The 17,959-nt window shown below is 52.1% G+C and carries 12 protein-coding genes and 3 pseudogenes; 6 read left to right on the forward strand and 9 right to left on the reverse strand.

All coding sequences use genetic code 11. The annotated features are described in order from the left end of the window. Positions 1 to 718 precede the first annotated feature (718 nt). Together O3W44_RS10775 and O3W44_RS10780 are read left to right on the forward strand one after the other, a co-directional pair. Positions 719 to 6,249 (forward strand): annotated as a pseudogene (locus O3W44_RS10775) (glutamate synthase-related protein). A 181-nt stretch (positions 6,250 to 6,430) separates the two neighbouring features. After that, a complete protein-coding gene (locus tag O3W44_RS10780) occupies positions 6,431 to 8,188 on the forward strand; it encodes a sulfite reductase subunit alpha (protein WP_269293063.1) in 1,758 nt (585 codons plus the stop codon). Between the two features lie 118 nt (positions 8,189 to 8,306). On the opposite strand, the gene sspB is transcribed toward O3W44_RS10780, so the two are convergent. From sspB to zapE, 5 genes and pseudogenes are all read right to left on the reverse strand, one after another. After that, positions 8,307 to 8,792 carry a ClpXP protease specificity-enhancing factor gene (gene sspB, locus O3W44_RS10785; RefSeq protein WP_269293064.1) on the reverse strand — a complete coding sequence of 162 codons (486 nt, stop codon included), beginning with the start codon at positions 8,790 to 8,792 and terminating at the stop codon, positions 8,307 to 8,309. Between the two features lie 3 nt (positions 8,793 to 8,795). Continuing rightward, positions 8,796 to 9,436: pseudogene (gene sspA / locus O3W44_RS10790) on the reverse strand (stringent starvation protein SspA). 330 nt (positions 9,437 to 9,766) lie between these two features. After that, positions 9,767 to 10,159: a 30S ribosomal protein S9 gene (rpsI, locus tag O3W44_RS10795; protein ID WP_269293065.1), complete on the reverse strand. Its 393-nt coding sequence runs from the start codon at positions 10,157 to 10,159 to the stop codon at positions 9,767 to 9,769. Positions 10,160 to 10,174: 15 nt separating this feature from the next. Next, on the reverse strand, positions 10,175 to 10,603 hold the full coding sequence (gene rplM, locus O3W44_RS10800; protein WP_004155066.1) for a 50S ribosomal protein L13: 429 nt from the start codon (positions 10,601 to 10,603) through the stop codon (positions 10,175 to 10,177). Between the two features lie 226 nt (positions 10,604 to 10,829). Beyond that, positions 10,830 to 11,956: pseudogene (zapE, locus tag O3W44_RS10805) on the reverse strand (cell division protein ZapE). 188 nt (positions 11,957 to 12,144) lie between these two features. On the opposite strand from zapE, the gene zapG reads away from it, so the two are divergent. The 3 genes from zapG (at position 12,145) to degS (ending at position 15,180) form a co-directional block, all read left to right on the forward strand. After that, complete coding sequence (zapG, locus tag O3W44_RS10810) at positions 12,145 to 12,546, forward strand: Z-ring associated protein ZapG (RefSeq protein WP_269294420.1); 402 nt, start codon at positions 12,145 to 12,147, stop codon at positions 12,544 to 12,546. Between the two features lie 109 nt (positions 12,547 to 12,655). Continuing rightward, positions 12,656 to 14,029, forward strand: a complete 1,374-nt coding sequence (degQ, locus tag O3W44_RS10815; RefSeq protein WP_269293066.1) for a serine endoprotease DegQ — start codon at positions 12,656 to 12,658, stop codon at positions 14,027 to 14,029. Between the two features lie 89 nt (positions 14,030 to 14,118). Beyond that, a complete protein-coding gene (degS, locus tag O3W44_RS10820; RefSeq protein ID WP_269293067.1) occupies positions 14,119 to 15,180 on the forward strand; it encodes an outer membrane-stress sensor serine endopeptidase DegS in 1,062 nt (353 codons plus the stop codon). Between the two features lie 94 nt (positions 15,181 to 15,274). Here the strand turns inward: degS and epmA are convergent, their stop codons facing one another. After that, positions 15,275 to 16,252 carry an elongation factor P--(R)-beta-lysine ligase gene (gene epmA, locus O3W44_RS10825; RefSeq protein WP_269293068.1) on the reverse strand — a complete coding sequence of 326 codons (978 nt, stop codon included), beginning with the start codon at positions 16,250 to 16,252 and terminating at the stop codon, positions 15,275 to 15,277. 134 nt (positions 16,253 to 16,386) lie between these two features. Here epmA and O3W44_RS10830 point away from each other — a divergent pair, with 134 nt between their 5' ends. Continuing rightward, positions 16,387 to 16,908 (forward strand): lipocalin family protein, encoded by a 522-nt coding sequence (locus tag O3W44_RS10830; protein ID WP_269293070.1) that lies wholly within the window; start codon positions 16,387 to 16,389, stop codon positions 16,906 to 16,908. Between the two features lie 45 nt (positions 16,909 to 16,953). On the opposite strand, the gene O3W44_RS10835 is transcribed toward O3W44_RS10830, so the two are convergent. The 3 genes from O3W44_RS10835 to efp all read right to left on the reverse strand — a co-directional run bounded on the left by O3W44_RS10835 (position 16,954) and on the right by efp (position 17,940). After that, the gene (locus tag O3W44_RS10835) at positions 16,954 to 17,088 is read right to left on the reverse strand and encodes an entericidin A/B family lipoprotein (RefSeq protein ID WP_193405233.1); all 135 of its coding nucleotides are present in this window, start codon (positions 17,086 to 17,088) and stop codon (positions 16,954 to 16,956) included. 103 nt (positions 17,089 to 17,191) lie between these two features. Then, positions 17,192 to 17,323 (reverse strand): entericidin A/B family lipoprotein, encoded by a 132-nt coding sequence (locus tag O3W44_RS10840; protein ID WP_269293072.1) that lies wholly within the window; start codon positions 17,321 to 17,323, stop codon positions 17,192 to 17,194. A gap of 50 nt (positions 17,324 to 17,373) precedes the next feature. Further along, complete coding sequence (efp, locus tag O3W44_RS10845) at positions 17,374 to 17,940, reverse strand: elongation factor P (protein WP_269293073.1); 567 nt, start codon at positions 17,938 to 17,940, stop codon at positions 17,374 to 17,376. Positions 17,941 to 17,959 lie beyond the last annotated feature (19 nt).

Genomic DNA, 17,959 nt, shown 5'->3' on the forward strand with positions numbered 1-17,959 from the left:
TAATCTGTAGGGCCGCCTGTTCAATGGCACTACATTTGCTTGTCGTTTATTCAATACCCTGGCAACGGTCTGTTGCACAGGCTCACTCTTATTTTTGCATATCCATTCATATTAAGCGCAGTTTTAAGCATGTCGCTGTTGATTAATTTTACTTATAACGTCCCCCTGTTTTATTCAAATAAGCTGACATAAGAAAAACAGATACATCCTGCGCATGAATTGTCCTGAACAGCATTTCATGCTGTTAAAGGGGCTATCACCAGCATGGTGCAGAGATCAGGCCGCTGCACTACAGTGAGACAGTTCACATTTCCTGGGAGGAAACGTTGCGGTTAACCACAACAAATTAAAGCTAAAAAACCATAAAATTCATGCAATTATATTCAAAACAGCCCTAATAACCCTGACAAGTCTCGTTATTTGACCTCTTTACACTTTCCCGATAAGTTGGGAATCCGCTGAAAGCTTTCCTGACGGGCCAGTCTCTCGGCATATCTATGCAACAAGAAGACTCCCGCATGGTGTAAGTCATCTCCTTTAAGAGAACGGAAATAAAAGAGCAGCTCAATCATGGACGTTTTACCCATGTCTGGCGTGATTTGCTCGGTGTGACGCCGCCCGCGACATAGCGCGCGGTAATGAAAATGAACTGCGCCTGGTGGCGCTCAGTGCTTAAAACAATGCAGGTAATGTCAAAAGCAGTTTAAGGAGACCCTCAATGTCCATTCAAAAACCTGAATCCTATGGCTTGTATAACCCAGCAGCAGGGAGTGATAGCTGTGGTGTAGGTTTCATTACCCGTAAGGACGGCGAGCAGACCCATGAGATCCTGCAGATGGCGCATAGTGCCCTTTGTACTGTACCTCACCGGGGGGCATGTCGGCTGAAGGCGTCGGTGACGGCGCTGGGGTAAACGTCGATCTCTCTTTGCACTTCTTCCGCAAAATTACCGGACAGGCGCTGGAAGCCGGTCGCTTTGGCGTCGGCAACTTCTTTGTACCAAAAGATGCAACCCTGCGTGCCAACGCCGAACAGCTGGTCGAAGAGACGCTGAACAGCTTCAATCTGTCGATTATCCAAAAACGTGATATGCCGCTAGACAGCAGCGTAACGCGTCCGGCTGCCGTGCAGTTCCAGCTGCCGATTGTGCAGTGGATTTTTACCGCGCCGCAGGATGTCGTTGATCAAAATGATTTTGAACAGCGTATCTATCGCGCCCTGCTGACCATTGAAGCACGTGCCTTTACTGAAAGTGAATTTGGCGGACTTTATCCGCTGTCACTCTCGTCACGTACTCAGGTTTTCAAAGCGCGCCTGAATTCGAATGAAGTGATCCCTTACTTCAAAGATCTGACCGATCCCGATCATCAGGTACGCGGGCTGTTTTTCCATACCCGTTTCTCGACCAATACCGATCCTCACACAACGATGGCGCAGCCGTTCCGCCTGATGGCGCACAATGGCGAACTGAACACTGACCGTAAAAACCGTATTGCGGAGTCTGCACTGGCGCTGGCGCGCGGTAAAACGATTGTGCGCCCGAAAGGACAGTCAGACAGTTCACGTCTCGATCAGAGCATCCACAGCCGTTTGATGGAAGACAGCCTCGACCTGATCACCGCCGTGGTCTCTATGATGCCGCCAGCCTGGGAAAACGATACGTCGTTATCTCCTGAAGTGCGCAACATGCTGGAATACTTTTCGCTGTACGAAGAGAAGAACGATGGCCCTGCGGCATTAATCTTTGGTAATGGTGAAGTGATTGGCGCACGCCTTGATCGCCTCGGCCTGCGTCCGCTGCGTTCAGTTGAAACAGCAGACTATATTGGTGCGATGTCGGAAGCGGGCCAGATTGCTTTCCCACCGGAAAGCGTCCTGCGTCGTGGCCGTATTGAAGCGGGCGGTATGCTCTACTTCGATCATCGCGAAAAACGCAGCTACACCACGCTGCAGGCACTGGAAAAACTGGCTGCTGAAAAAGATTATTCTGCATTACTGGCTAAAGCACGCATCGATTTGCAAGACCTGCCGGCGATTCCGGCTGAGCAGCAAGGTTCGCCGCTGCGCTATCGTGGTGACCTGAAAGCCTATCAGCGTTTCGTGGCTTACTACTACAACCAGGAAAGCTTCAAATTCATGATGGACCCGATGCTGGCAACCGGCGCAGAGAAGATCTCAGCGATGGGTTACGGCAACGCCATTAACGGTTTGTCCGATCATGAAGGCGGCATGGCTCACTATTTCTCGCAGCGGTTTGCGCAGGTAACCAACCCGCCGCTCGACTCAATTCGTGAAGTTGACGGCATGACGCTGCGCGTGGCGCTGGGTGCAAAACCGCATCTGGGCCGCAGTAAAGGCCGTCAGATCATTGTGGCTTCGCCTATTCTCAACCACCTCGACATGCTGAAACTGCGTGAGCAGAACGTTGCACCTTATGCACGTTTCGACATGTTGTATGAACCAGTTACCGGTAAAGATTTGCTGAGCCGTACGGCTAACGCCGATGCGCTGGAAAAAGCCATTGATGATTTAGCACAGCAGGTTGTCGATTTTGCACGGTCGCAGGGTGGCATCGCAGTGATTACCGATCGCCACATCTCGTCAACCCACGCGGCAATTCCAATGCTGCTGGTGGTTTCTGCCATCAACCAGCGTTTGGTGCAGGAAGGGTTGCGTCTCGATGTCTCGCTGGTTGTGGAAAGCGGCCAGAGCATCTCTTCGCATCACATTGCGGCGGCGCTGGGCTTCGGCGCATCTGCTATTTATCCGCTTGGCGTGCAAATGCGGGCGGAAGAGAAATATGGCGAAGGCGAAGAAGGCAATAAAGCCTTTAAACGCTATGCCAAAGCGGCTGAAAAAGCGTTGATGAAAACCATGGGCAAAGTCGGCCTGTGTACGGTGGAAAGCTACAGCTGCGGTGAGTTTTTTGAGCCTAACTTCCTTAACACCGACGATCCGGTGCTGAAAAAATATTTTCCGAATATCAAAACGCCAGTGGGTGGGGCGGGCTTTGCAACCATCGCGCAGATGGCGGTGGACTGGCATCAGAGCGCCCTGAAAATTCAGGGCGAGTCTGAAGTACCGTTGCTCGGCCTGTTTAAAGAACGTGCTGAAGGTGCTGGTCACTCTTACGGCACCATCGCCGTACGTACCTTTATTGATATGACCGAAGAGCCGATCCGTTTTGCGGATAAAGCGCGTGAAGAGGATAACTTTATCCGCCTGATGACGCTGGCCAAGCTGGATAACGCATTCGGTATCAAAGCGGAGTCGTTTAAAGACAGCAGCTTTGAGCGCATTCCAAATGAGGTGATCAATAATTTCGCCATCACGGCGGATTATCGCCAGTTCTCCAGCCTGATGTATGAAGAACGTAAACGTCGTCCGGCTGCGCTGCGTGATATTCTGGCTTTCCCGGCTGATTTGACCCACATCGACAGCGAAGCAGAATTCCGTCGCAAGCTGGGCCGCTATTCGCTGACCAACAACGGATTTGCAACCCGCGGCTTAGTCTGTGAAGCCGTTGATGGCAGTCTCAATCATTTTACGCTGCGCCTGACTGATGCTATCAGCGGTCTTAAGCCAGAAAATGAGCGCCTGGCCGCGCTGTCACGTGCGCTGAAGTCACGTTTCAACGCCGAAATCGAAAGCACCGAAGTGGTCAACGGCGGCTTAAATGTTATCGCTTACGGCAAAGCCGCAGAGTATCTGTCGCGTATTTTCACTACCCTGCCCTCACTGCCGCTGAGCGAGATCCAGCCAGCCTGTGAAATCACGCGCACCTTTGCTTCAGGTGCAATGAGCCATGGTGCGCTGGTAGCCCCGGCACACGAAGCCGTTGCACACGGGACTAATATGGTTGGCGGCATGAGCAACTGTGGTGAAGGTGGTGAGCACTATTCACGTCATGGCACCATCCGCGCATCACGTATCAAGCAGCTGGCATCAGGCCGCTTTGGCGTCTGGGCGGCCTATCTTGCCGATCCGATGCTGGAAGAGCTGGAAATTAAAATTGGTCAGGGTGCGAAGCCTGGCGAAGGCGGTCAGTTACCGGCACCGAAAGTAACCGTTGAAATCGCGGCAGCGCGCGGCGGTACACCGGGTGTTGAACTGGTATCACCGCCACCGCATCACGATACCTATTCCATCGAGGATTTGGCGCAGTTGATTCACGACTGCAAAGCTGCACGTGTCCGCGTCATCGTTAAACTGGTTTCTTCTGAAGGGATTGGCACCATCGCTGTTGGCGTCGCGAAAGCGGGTGCAGACGTCATTAACGTCGCGGGCAACACAGGCGGAACCGGTGCAGCGTCCGTAACCAGCCTGAAATATACCGGACGTGTAGCAGAAATCGGTATCGCAGAAGTACACCAGGCTCTGTGTGCTAACGGCTTGCGTGAAAAAGTGCAGCTGCGCTGTTCTGGCGCACAGCAAACCGGTAGCGATGTTGTGAAATCGGCGCTGCTGGGTGGTGACAGCTTTGAGTTCGGCACTACCGCGCTGATGATGCTGAAATGCGTGATGGCGAAAAACTGTAACGTTAAATGCCCGGCCGGTTTAACCACCAATGCCGAAGCATTCGACGGTGATCCGCGTCAGCTGGCGCAGTATTTCATGAACGTTGCGCATGAAGTGCGTGAAATTCTGGCGCGCATGGGCCTGCGTTCATTGCGTGAAGCACGGGGGCGTTCTGACTTGTTGCACCTGATGGATCATCCGCTGGAAGTTGGCAAGCTCGACCTGCGCGCAATGTTGACTGTTGTGCCAGAGCTGAAAATCGATCAGCCGGTTTATCTGGAAAAAGATTTCGAACTGGATGATGGCTGGATTGAGCAGCTGAACAGCGAACTGGTTGCGCGTGGTAAGCATGAAATTGCCCTGGGCAATAACGTGACGCTGAACAACCGTAACAAGAGCGTGGGCGGACAGTTAGCGATCGACATCGAACGCATGCTGAACCATACGCTGACTGCTGAACAACTGAAACTGATGCCAGCGGTTCTGCAGGACGATCGTGGCCGCCGTTACCTGGCACCTGAAACCGTGAAAATCACCACTTCTGGCTCAGCCGGTCAGTCATTTGGCGCTTTCTGCAACGACGGTATGCAGATGAAGCATTATGGCACCTGTAACGACGGCGTAGGCAAAGGTCAGTGCGGAGGCGAGTTGGTTGTTATGTCGCCGGGCGGCGGCGCACAAGACAGCGACGGCAACGTACTGATTGGTAACTTTGCGCTATTTGGTGCGACAGGCGGACGCTTGTTTGTGCAGGGTCAGGCGGGTGACCGCTTCGCCGTGCGTAACTCCGGCGCAACGGCAGTGGTCGAAGGCGTGGGTGATTTCTGCTGCGAGTACATGACTAACGGCGCCATCCTGAACCTGGGGACTTTCGGTAAAGGTTTCGGCAACGGCATGAGCGGCGGTTTCGCTTACCAGTACGACCCGTATGGTTCGCTGGCCAGCCATGCCGCAGGCGATTCCGTGCTGTTCGGCTCCATTGCCGATCAGGATGAAATGGCGCAGGTGCATAAGCAAGCAGTGCTGACCATGCTGAACTGGCATCTGGAAACGACTCATTCGCCGCGTGCAGCCTGGCTGCTGGAAAACTGGGAAACCGAATGCCAGCACTTTGTCTACGTCATGCCACGCTCACTGCTGCTTTATCAGGACGGCGGCGAGATCCTGAAGGCTAAATCGCGTAAAGATTTGCTGGAAGAACTTTCAACCGCGCTGGCAGGCCATCAGGTTGCCAAGTTTAAATCGGCATGGCGTGAAGGTAAAACCATCGCGAATGGCGCTGTACCTGCTTATGGTGCAACTGATACGTTAGAAATGTTTGTTCTGCTGAATAACTACACCGTGTTGAGCTTTGCACAACAGCTGGCGTTGGGTAAATTGCCGAAAGGCACTTCAGTAGAAGATCCTGCGGTTGAGAAAGCCGTGCGCAATCTGCTGATGACAGAGGATTTCTCGCTGATTAGCAAGCTGCAACGTCATGCTCGCTCCGCCATCGAAAGTTACAGCGATGACGAGTTAGCCAGCCTGATTGGCACTAAGCGTATGTCAGATTACAAAGCGGCGCTGACGCAACGCAACATCCGCTCAATGGACAGCCTGGCAACGTATGGCTGGATCATGTATCAGGACGCCTGTAACCGTGAGGTGTTAGGCCATCTGCCTGATTTTGAAGAGCTGTTTGCCCGCGCTGCGTTGCCAGAAATCGCTGCTGCTGTTGGCAAATTATCCTGAAAGCAAACTATCTGACTATGAACATTAACAATTGCCCTAAATAGTTCGTATTGCAGGAAAGTGGCAACGCCGTGCCGCCCCAGGCGCAGAGAGGGATCTGCGACTGGGGATAAACGGACGCTACCGATGTACCTGCGGTACGAAACAGGAGGGGTAAACACGGGATTGAGTAAAAGTATCCATGAAAATTCCTTACATTCCTGAAGATGCACCCTTTAATGGTGAGCAGAAATACTGGCTGGCGGGCTTTCTCGCTGGTCTCCACTCCCGTCTGTTGGTGTTAGAAGACAAACAGCAAGTTGCCGCAGGAACAGGTGCTGCTGCAACGACTCAGCTGCATATTCTCTACGGTTCGCAAACCGGTAACGCAGAAGCCCTGGCGCAAACGGCGGCAAAATCAGCGCGTACTAAAGGCCTGGTGCCGGTGGTTCAGGCGTTAGGTGAAGTCGACATCGATCTTTTCACCACCATGCGCCATGTCCTTATCGTCACCTCTACCTATGGTGAAGGTGAGATGCCAGACAACGCCCAGCTGTTCTGGAATGCGATTTCTGCCAGTACCGCGCCGCGCCTGGAGCAGATGCATTTTGCCGTGCTGGCCATTGGTGATACTGGCTATGATGGTTTCTGCCAGGCCGGTAAATTTATCGATATGCGCCTGGAGCAGCTGGGTGCGAAGCGCGTAGTGGACCGTATCGATTGTGATATCGATTACGAAGAGCCGTCTAACGAGTGGTTAAACAGCTCCATGCCTCAGTTTGCAGCCAGCGCAGGTAGCAGCGGCACAGTGCTGGAAAGCGCCCCCGAAGCGCCGGTGATCCCTGGCAGCAATAAATCGAATCCGTATGCTGCAGCGTTTATCACTAACAAGCGCCTGTCAGGTGAGCAGTCTGCTAAAGATATTCGTCATTTTGAATTTGATTTAACCGATAGCGGTCTTAAATATGAAGCCGGTGATGCGCTTGGCGTTATCCCTGTCAATGACCCTGCGTTGGTTAGCCTGCTGTTAACGCAACTGAATGCTGATTATCAAACGCCGGTTCCGGGTTTCGACAGAAGCCTGGGTGATCTGCTGACCTATCAGTTTGAAATTTCTGAGCCTTCGCGCAAGCTGATTGAGTGGGCGGGACAAAACACCACCAACCAGGAGCTGCGCCACGTATTACAGCATGACGATAAAGACGCGCTGGGCGTCTGGTTATGGGGTAAAGACACGCTGGATCTGCTGCAGCTGGAACTGACCCGCTCACTGTCCGTGCCGGAATTTGTTGCTCTGCTACGTCCTTTACAACATCGCGCTTACTCAATCTCGTCAAGCTCGAAAGCTCATCCGAATCAGGTGCATCTGACGGTGGCTTCCGTGCGTTATCACAGCGGTGGTCGTAACCGTGGCGGCGTATGTTCAACCTACCTGGCTGAGCGTGTTCGTCGTGGTGAAAAGCCCGCAATTTTTATTTCGCCAAACAAAGCGTTCCGTGTGCCCTCAAATAACAATGCTCCGCTGATCATGGTTGGCCCAGGCACCGGTATTGCGCCGTTCCGCGCCTTCCTGCAGGAGCGTCAGGCAACGGGTGCGCAAGGCAAAAACTGGTTGTTCTTCGGCGATCAGCATCAGGAACATGACTTTGTTTATCGCGATGAGTTGACAGCCTGGCAGGAAAGCGGCCTTTTGACGCGCCTTGATCTGGCTTTCTCACGCGATCAGGAAAAGAAAATCTACGTGCAAAATCGTATGCTGGAGCAAGGTGCAGAGCTCTATGCCTGGCTTCAGGAAGGGGCTTATTTCTACGTATGTGGCGATGCCTCGCGCATGGCGAAAGATGTCGACAGCGCACTGTATGAGGTGGTGCGTCAGTTTGGCGGTCTTTCCAGCGAACGCGCGGCTGATTACATCGATCAGTTGAGAAAAGAGAAGCGTTATCTTCGCGACGTCTATTAATCAACACAGTATTTAACGCAAAAATCCGGGTAACGCAGGTTCCCGGATTTTTTATGCCGTTTGCCTGTGCGGCATAAAAAAAGCCCGCCATTAAATGACGGGCTTTTTTATTCTGCGTTTATTTCACTACGCGCAGTGATGGTCGTCCACCGCGAGGTGGCGGATCATCGTCAGGCGGTGTTTCGTCATCGCTGGCATCGTCAGGACGATCGCCATCAATAACTGACATGACCGTCTCTTCCTGCCCTTCTGAACCATCCTCAGCAGATAATTCATAAGCGGGTTCAGGTTCGAACATCGTGCCAGCACCGTTTTCACGGGCATAAATCGCCAGGATGGCTGCCATTGGCACATTAACCTGGCGCGGAACCCCGCCAAAACGGGCATTGAACGACACCTGGTCGTTGGCCAGCTCTAAGTTACCGACCGCGCGCGGCGCGATGTTCAGTACAATCTGGCCATCACGCGCATACTCGAGCGGCACCTGCACACCGGGCAGATTGATGTCGACGACCAAATGCGGCGTTAACTGATTATCGAGTAACCAGTCATAAAAGGCGCGCAGCAAATAGGGGCGACGTGCGGAGAGTTGCGACATTTCCATAAATTAGCCCCGGGCTTGCAGGCGCATTTCACGTTCAGCTTCAGTCAGCGAAGCGAGGAATGAGTCACGCTCAAACACACGATTCATATAGCCTTTCAGCTCTTTAGAACCCGAACCAATCAGGTCGATGCCCATTGACGGCAGACGCCAGAGCAGCGGAGCCAGATAGCAATCTACCAGGCTAAACTCTTCGCTCATGAAAAAGGGTGTGCGCCCGAACAGGGGGCGATCGCCAGCAGTTCTTCGCGTAATTGCTTGCGCGCAGCTTCCGCTTCCTGACCACTGCTGTTCTCAACCTTTTTCATCAGGCTATACCAGTCCTGCTCAATGCGATGCATCATCAGGCGGCTTTCACCACGCGCAACCGGATAAACCGGCATCAGCGGCGGATGCGGAAAACGCTCATCAAGGTATTCCATGATGATACGTGATTCATAAAGCGTTAGTTCACGATCTACCAGCGTCGGCACAGTGCGATACGGGTTGAGGTCAATCAGATCCTGCGGCAGGTTATCCATTTCGACCTGCTCGATCTCTACGCTGACTCCCTTTTCGGCCAGTACAATACGCACCTGATGGCTGAAAATGTCAGTAGGACCAGAAAACAGCGTCATTACCGAACGTTTGTTGGCAGCGACAGCCATGAAAACCTCCAAGTTTGTTCACAAAAAGTTACTGCGAATAGCCAACCACTCGGCGACTCACCTGCTTATAGAACTCGCACGCAGCCCGCGTTCACTGCGTTGTACTGACGTCCCGAGAAATGGACGGCGTATAACGCGCCAGCTTAACGGGCGCAAAGTGACAGAGAGTTTACCAGATTTTGAGCTGCTTGTGGGTGAGGATTGAATTTTTGAGGGTAATTTGCGAGCAGCGTGGAGGTTTTTAACGTCAGCACCGGTAAAACAGCAGAAAGCAAAAAACCCGCCGAAGCGGGTTTTTTGTGCCAACTGACGCTGCCGAAGCAGCAGCAATTAACGTTTGGAGAACTGTGGACGACGGCGTGCTTTACGCAGACCGACTTTCTTACGTTCAACCTGACGCGCGTCACGGGTAACGAAGCCCGCTTTACGCAGTTCTGAACGCAGAGATTCGTCGTATTCCATCAGCGCGCGGGTGATACCGTGACGGATCGCACCTGCCTGACCAGAAATACCACCACCTTTAACGGTGACGTACAGATCGAATTTACCAACCAGGTCCAGCAGTTCAAGCGGCTGACGAACGACCATGCGGGCAGTTTCGCGACCGAAGTACTGTTCCAGAGAACGTTGGTTGATAACGATGTTACCGCTACCCGGCTTAATAAATACGCGAGCGGTAGAGCTTTTGCGGCGACCAGTGCCGTAGTTTTGAGTTTCAGCCATTGCCTTTAATCCCGATTAAATGTCAAGAACTTGCGGTTGCTGTGCCGCATGGTTGTGCTCGTTGCCTGCGTAAACTTTCAGTTTACGGTACATTGCACGACCCAGCGGGCCCTTCGGCAGCATGCCTTTAACCGCGATCTCAATCACACGCTCAGGACGGCGAGCAATCATCTCTTCAAAGGTCGCCTGTTTGATACCACCGATGTGACCAGTGTGGTGATAGTAAATCTTGTCAGAACGCTTGTTGCCGGTTACAGCAACTTTCTCAGCGTTCAGAACGATGATGTAATCACCAGTATCAACGTGCGGAGTGTATTCCGCTTTATGCTTACCACGCAGACGGCGCGCCAGTTCAGTCGCCAGGCGACCCAAAGTTTTGCCAGTTGCGTCAACAACATACCAGTCACGTTGGACGGATTCTGGTTTAGCTGTAAAAGTTTTCATCGAAAAGCTTACCCAAATTAAGTTACACGTTGGTGAAATCCCAAACGCTTAAGTAAACGATTGAGGCTCACACGACCATTTTGACCAGCAAGCCACCCCTTCGGATAGAGTTACTGGAACACAGAGGATTTGGGAAAAAATCCTTTGCTGTAACGTGGGGTCGCAAGATTATAGAGAAGTCGATTACAAAAATCGAACTCTATTTCACCATTAATCCACTTTATTGTCAGGGCAGATGGGGCAGACGCAGATACTCTTCGCTCTGCATCTCTTGCAAACGCGACAGGCAACGCTGATATTCGAATTTCAGGCGCGTGCCTTGATAGATTTCAAACAGCGACGTTTCTGCCGCGACCACCAGTTTGACATGACGTTCATAGAATTCATCAACCAGCGCCAAAAAACGCCGCGCCTGATCTTCAGTTTTATAAATCATCACCGGCACATTATACAGCAAGACACTGTGGAAACGACGCGACAATTCAATGTAATCGTGCTGGCTACGCCCCTCGCCGCACAAGGTCATAAAATCAATGGCTAACACGCCCTCGCTGACACCCAGAGTTGCCATCTGGCGATGATTGATCTCCAGAACGGGGGCCTCTTCACGCTGGTTGCCCGCCAGCGCCTGGAACATTCGCTCCATATCGGCATGGGTTTCGTTGTTAAGCGGAAATTTCCACAGGTGAGCCGATGTTAACGTGCGCAAGCGGTAATCAATGCCCGCATCGACATTCATCACATCGCAATATTTTTTAATCTGCTCAATGGCTGGCAGGAAGCGTGCGCGTTGCAGGCCGTTGCGGTACAGCTCATCAGGCGGAATATTGGATGTCGCTACAAGGGCGATGCCACGCGCAAAAAGTGCTTCCATTAAGGTGCCCAGCAGCATGGCGTCGGTAATATCGGAGACAAAAAATTCATCAAAACAGAGAATATCGGTTTCTGCTTTGAATCGATCAGCAATGATGAGCAACGGATCGCTTTGGCCTTGCAGTGTCGTTAATTCTTCATGCACGCGCAGCATAAAGCGGTGAAAATGTAAGCGCAGCTTGCGATCACCAGGAATTGACTGAAAAAACAGGTCCATTACCCAGGTTTTCCCGCGTCCTACACCCCCCACATATACAAACCGCGAACCGGCGGTTGCGCCTCATTTTTCTCTTTGCCCATCAGTTTTGACAGACGACCAAACAGACCCTGAGTCGCGGGTGCGGCTGTTTTTTGGCGTGCGATTAAGCCTTGCTGGAGCGCGTCTAATCGGGTGATGGCGTCGCGTTGTACAGCATCCGGTTTAAAATCGCCTTGCGATAGCGCCTGCTCGTAACGTGCAAGCGGAGATGAGGTTTGCATTGTTCTCTCACAGTCCCTGAAATTGTCTTATTCACACATCGATTGTCGAAAAAAGGCCGCTCTACACTAAGCCATGCCGCTCCAGAGTTCCACATCCATAAGATTAACGGGTATAGTGGCTGTTATTGGAAAGGTGCACTGCCCTACGGTACAACGGACGGAACAACGGAAATTACATGGGAGTCATTATGACCTGGGAATACGGGCTAATTGGTTTAGTGGTTGGTATTATTGTCGGCGCGGTTGCAATGCGTTTCGGCAACAAGAAATTGCGTGAGCAGCGCAGCATGCAATATGAACTGGAAAAGTCGAAAGCTGAACTGGCAGATTATCGCCAGGAACTGACTAACCATTTTGCGCAAAGCGCAGAATTGCTGGATAACATGGCGCGCGACTATCGCCAGCTTTATCAACACATGGCAAAAGGATCAAACGATCTGTTGCCGAATCTGCCGGGCGAAAAAAATCCGTTTGCTTATCAACTTACCGAAGCGGAAGCTGATAACGACCAGGCGCCGGTTCAGATACCACGCGACTATTCGGAAGGCGCTTCCGGTTTGTTGCGCGGTGAGCGAGCAGCACGCGATTAATCTTTTTGGGGCGCAGCAATACTGCGCCCTCTGTTTTTGCGAACCCTGACCTCAAACGACTGTCACACTCTTTTATTCCCCCACTTTTTGCAGCGAGAGCGTTGTAGCAATGAAAAAACAAGCACGACTGTTTAGCGCATTAGCCTTGAGTATTGGGATGAGTCTTGCCGCCGCGCCAACTGCGATGGCAACACTGCCAGCACAAATTCAGGGACAGCCGCTTCCAAGCCTGGCACCGATGCTGGAGAAAGTGCTGCCCGCCGTGGTTAGCGTTCATGTCGAAGGCACCCAGACAGCGGCTCAGGAACAGGACATTCCCGAGCCGTTAAAACGCTTCTTCGGCCAGCTGCCTGGCGGCAATGCACAGCCGCAGCCGTTTGAAGGTCTCGGCTCCGGCGTGATTATCGATGCCGCCAAAGGTTACGTGTTGACGAATAACCATGTGGTTAACGGCGCGGATAAGATTAATGTTCAACTTGGTGACGGCAGCGAATATGACGCCAAATTAATTGGCCATGATGAGCAAACCGACATCGCGCTGATCCAAATCGAAGGCGCAAAAAACCTGACGCAGATAAAAATCGCGGATTCAGATCAGCTAAAAGTAGGCGATTTCGCCGTTGCGATTGGTAACCCTTTTGGGCTCGGTCAAACCGCAACCTCAGGTATTATCTCCGCGCTTGGCCGTAGCGGCCTGAATCTGGAAGGACTGGAAAACTTTATCCAGACTGACGCCGCGATTAACCGGGGAAATTCAGGCGGTGCGCTGGTGAACCTGAACGGCGAGTTGATTGGTATTAACACCGCGATTCTGGCCTCAAGCGGCGGCAACATCGGCATCGGCTTTGCAATCCCAAGCGATATGGCGATGAACCTTGCGCAGCAGCTGATCAAATTTGGCGAAGTGAAGCGTGGTCAGTTGGGCATTAAAGGCACTGAAATGACCGCTGATATGGCGAAAGCTTTTAACGTTGATGCTCAGCGTGGCGCATTCGTCTCGGAAGTTCTGCCTCAGTCAGCCGCTCAGAAAGCCGGGATTAAATCTGGCGATATCATTACGTCAGTGAACGACAAACCGATCAGCAGCTTTGCTGAACTGCGCGTTAAAATCGGTACAACGCCACCGGGCGAGCAAGTCAAGCTGGGCCTGCTGCGCGAAGGTAAGCCTTTAACGCTTAACGTGACGCTGGAGCAAAGCGCGCAAACCACTGCCAGTGCCCAGCTCATGTCTCCGGCACTGCAAGGCGCTACGCTGAGCGATGGTCAGACCAAAACCGGCGATAAAGGCGTGAAAATTGATACCATCGAAAAAGGCACCCCTGCTGAGCAGGTCGGTTTGCAAAAAGATGATGTGATCGTTGGCGTTAATCGTAATCGCGTTCAGTCTATTGCTGAAATGCGCAAGGTGCTGGACGGCAAACCGCCTGTTCTGGCGCTGAATGTCGTGCGTGGCGATGAAAGTATCTATCTGTTGTTGAGATAAACCTCTCATTAAGGCGGACACAAGCGCGTGTGTGTCCGCCGCTCTCATGTTATTCTCCCCAGCGATCTCCCCTGGCGTGATTTAACACCATGTTTCTTAAACTTTTGCGTTCTGTAGTGCTGGGCCTGATTGTGGCGGGTATCTTACTCGTGGCCTTACCTGCACTGCGTATGGGCAGCGACGCCCTGCATATTCAAGATGACAGCAACGACGAAACGCCTTTTAGTTTTAACCAGGGTGTGCGTCGTGCTGTGCCTGCTGTTGTTAACGTTTATAACCGCAGCGCGCATGGCAGTAATAATCGTGGTATTACCACGCTGGGCTCTGGCGTTATCATGAACGCAAAAGGCTACATTCTCACCAACAAGCACGTCATTAATAATGCCGATCAGATCATTGTAGCCTTGCAGGATGGGCGCTTTTTTGAAGCCACACTGGTAGGTTCAGATGCAATGACCGATTTGGCGGTGCTGAAAATTACCGCGTCAAGTTTGCCAGTAATTCCTATCAATCCGAAACGATTAGCTCATATCGGCGATGTGGTGATGGCGATCGGCAATCCCTATAATCTCGGTCAGACTGTGACGCAAGGCATTATTAGCGCAACCGGCCGTGTGGGCCTGAGTTCATCAGGTCGGCAAAATTTCCTGCAAACCGACGCCTCAATCAATCAGGGCAACTCCGGTGGAGCGTTAATCAACTCACTGGGCGAGTTGATGGGCATCAATACGTTAACCTTCGATAAAAGTAACGACGGAGAAACGCCGGAAGGAATTGGTTTCGCGATTCCTACGGCGCTGGCCACAAAAATCATGGATAAGCTGATCCGCGATGGCCGCGTTATTCGCGGCTTTATCGGTATTACGGGCCGGGAAATTCCTCCCCTTCACGGACAAGGCAGCAATCTTGATCGCGTCCAGGGCATTATTGTCAGCGCGGTTGCGCCGGAAGGGCCAGCAGAGAAAGCGGGCATCCAGGCTAATGATGTGCTGTTAAGCGTGAACGGTAAACCTGCCGTATCAGCGCAGGAAACCATGGATCAGGTTGCAGAGATTCGCCCAGGCTCGGTGATCGACGTACAGATTTTGCGCAACGATAAAACATTGACGCTACCGGTCACGATTCAGGAATTCCCGGACAACAGCGAGTAAGGCTCAGGCTAAACCGCTAAACGCTTTCCGCTGGCTGCAAGTTTCTGCAACCGCTCTAAAAAGAGACCTACTTTTCTGTTGGTCTCCGTCTTGATTAACAGCGATCGACCGGGAACGCGATAACTTCACTCAACGACGTCGCTTTCAACGCCAGCATAATCAATCGATCTACCCCTAACGCAACGCCAGAACAAGCTGGCATGCCATGCGCTAATGCGTCCAGCAAATTGGTATCAACAGGATGTTGCGGCAGGCCACGTGCTGCACGGCGGCGATTATCCTGTTCGAAACGCTGACGCTGTTCACGGCTGTCAGTTAATTCGCGGAAGCCATTTGCCAGCTCAATGCCTTTGTAATACACCTCGAAACGCTCTGCTACCCGGTGATCTTCGGTGCTGATCTCCGCCAGCGCCGCCTGGCTGGCTGGGAAGTGATACACGAAGCAGGGTTTATCCTGACCAATTTTCGGCTCAACACCCAGCATAAACAGCAGCATCAACAGCGTATCGCGATCTTCTTCAGCCCGCGCCAGTTCGCCCTCGCCCAACCTCTCGGCGACTTCACGCAGTTGCGCTTTATCAGCCGACAGCGGATCAATTTCAAGATGACGAATAAAGGCTTGCTGATAGGAAAGGGATTCCGCACTGTCGCACTCCAGCACCTGCTGCATTAAGTCGTCGACCTCATTCATCAGACGATACATATCATAGTGCGGACGATACCATTCCAGCATGGTGAATTCTGGGTTGTGATGACGCCCAGCCTCTTCATTGCGAAAGCTGCGGTTCATTTGATAGATTGGCCCGCTTCCTGCTGCTAACAGGCGTTTCATATGATATTCCGGGCTGGTCATCAGCCAGAGATCGCGCCCCTGCGCAGCGCCAGGCCCGACAAATCGTGTCTGAAACGGCACCAGATGAATATCGGTAATAGTTGCCTGGCTCATGGCGGGTGTATCAACCTCTAACACGCCGCGATCGGCAAAGAAACGTCGGATTTCCGCCATAATAGCGGCGCGTTTCAATAAATTGGCAATGGATGCGCTAGGTTGCCAGCTTGCCGTTTCGCTCATGGTGATGACTCCTCATACAAATAAGGGATGGAAGTCTACCTGCAATATCTGCGGCAAACAATCTCACGTCGGGAGGGGTCGAAAAGCCGTTTGGCCTTCTATACTTAACCGGTTAAATCACAAAGGAATCGCTTATGTCTCCATGGAAAACATTCGCTGCCAGCATTGGCGCTTTTCTCTCAGTAGCCTGCAGCACCTCTCCGCCGAAGAACGTTACCGTCGTCGAGAATTTCGACAGCCAGCGTTATCTCGGTCAATGGTATGAAATCGCCAGGCTTAATCATCGGTTCGAACGTGGACTGGAACAGGTCACAGCAAACTACAGTCCGCGTGAAGATGGCGGCTTAAAGGTGATTAATCGTGGCTACAATCCGCAAAAACAGCGTTGGCAGGAGAGCGTCGGTAAAGCTTATTTCACCGGGGATAAACAGCGCGCCTCGCTGAAAGTTTCTTTCTTTGGTCCATTCTATGGCGGCTATAACGTTATCGCGCTGGATGAAGATTACCGTTACGCGCTGGTTTGCGGCCCTAACCGGCACTATTTATGGATTTTGTCGCGTACGCCGCAACTTGACCCCGCTGTTAAAGAAAAGTTAGTCGATCAGGCGCGTCGGGCAGGTTTTCCGGTGGAGGATTTAATCTGGGTGAAGCAGTGATAGTGAAAAAAGCCGGTACGAAACCGCGTTTCGTACCGGTTGAGATTATTGCGTGCTGCGCTGAATAGCCTGGCCGCCCGCTTCCACATCTTCACCAACGCCACGCGTGGTATTACAAGCTGAAAGCAGTGAAGAGAGCACCAGCACAGAGAAGATAGCGACAATACTTTTCTTTAACATGATTATTTCCTTGTTGATTACAGTAAAAGTACAGCGTTTTAAGCATAGCCGGAATTTGGCCCGTTGCTGCTGCCAGTACCGTAAAAGGAAAGAGTAAAAGAAATTAATTCGCTGCGCGTGAGATAGCGCCGCCCAGATGGGAGACATCTTCGCCAAAGCCGTGGAAAGTATTGCAGGCGCTCAATGCGGAAGAGACCAGCAACGCGAACGCGACAAGTTTTGCCAGTTTTTTCATTTTTTCAACTCACACAAGAAAAAGGCGCATCAGAGATGCGCCTGCGGCACTTATTTTACGCGTGACACGTATTCGCCAGAGCGGGTGTCAACTTTGACCACTTCGCCTTCCTGAACGAACAACGGTACTTTTACCACTGCGCCAGTAGACAGCTTGGCTGGTTTACCGCCGGTACCTGCGGTGTCGCCTTTCAGGCCTGGATCGGTTTCAACGATTTCAGCTTCGATAAAGTTCGGCGGCTGAACGGCGATTGGACGACCGTTCCACAGCGTTACGATACACTCGGCGTTGTCCTGCAGCCATTTCGCCGCATCGTTGACCGTTTTCTCTTCAACCTGGAACTGCTCAAAGCTTTCCGGGTGCATGAAGTGATAAAACTCACCGTCGTTGTACAGATAGTTCAGGTTGGTATCCATTACGTCTGCGCCTTCGGCGGAGTCGGTGGATTTAAAAGTTTTCTCAACGCGAGAACCCGTCAGCAGGCGACGCATTTTAACGCGTGCAAAAGCCTGGCCTTTACCCGGTTTAACGAACTCACTGGATTCGATGGCATATGGCTCGCCTTCGAACATGATTTTAAGACCGGGACGGAAATCGTTGCTAGAATAAGTCGCCATGAAGGCCCTCTACGAAAAT

This window comes from Pantoea sp. LMR881 (genome assembly GCF_027157825.1).
Lineage (GTDB): Bacteria > Pseudomonadota > Gammaproteobacteria > Enterobacterales > Enterobacteriaceae > Pantoea > Pantoea haifensis.

Bases quoted from the DNA above. Each gene is read 5' to 3' on its own strand.
- sspB (WP_269293064.1), bottom strand. From the start codon at position 8,792: ATGGAAATGTCGCAACTCTCCGCACGTCGCCCCTATTTGCTGCGCGCC.
- rpsI (WP_269293065.1), bottom strand. From the start codon at position 10,159: ATGGCTGAAACTCAAAACTACGGCACTGGTCGCCGCAAAAGCTCTACC.
- degS (WP_269293067.1), top strand. From the start codon at position 14,119: ATGTTTCTTAAACTTTTGCGTTCTGTAGTGCTGGGCCTGATTGTGGCG.
- zapG (WP_269294420.1), top strand. From the start codon at position 12,145: ATGACCTGGGAATACGGGCTAATTGGTTTAGTGGTTGGTATTATTGTC.
- O3W44_RS10835 (WP_193405233.1), bottom strand. From the start codon at position 17,088: ATGTTAAAGAAAAGTATTGTCGCTATCTTCTCTGTGCTGGTGCTCTCT.
- efp (WP_269293073.1), bottom strand. From the start codon at position 17,940: ATGGCGACTTATTCTAGCAACGATTTCCGTCCCGGTCTTAAAATCATG.
- O3W44_RS10840 (WP_269293072.1), bottom strand. From the start codon at position 17,323: ATGAAAAAACTGGCAAAACTTGTCGCGTTCGCGTTGCTGGTCTCTTCC.
- O3W44_RS10830 (WP_269293070.1), top strand. From the start codon at position 16,387: ATGTCTCCATGGAAAACATTCGCTGCCAGCATTGGCGCTTTTCTCTCA.
- rplM (WP_004155066.1), bottom strand. From the start codon at position 10,603: ATGAAAACTTTTACAGCTAAACCAGAATCCGTCCAACGTGACTGGTAT.
- degQ (WP_269293066.1), top strand. From the start codon at position 12,656: ATGAAAAAACAAGCACGACTGTTTAGCGCATTAGCCTTGAGTATTGGG.
- O3W44_RS10780 (WP_269293063.1), top strand. From the start codon at position 6,431: ATGAAAATTCCTTACATTCCTGAAGATGCACCCTTTAATGGTGAGCAG.
- epmA (WP_269293068.1), bottom strand. From the start codon at position 16,252: ATGAGCGAAACGGCAAGCTGGCAACCTAGCGCATCCATTGCCAATTTA.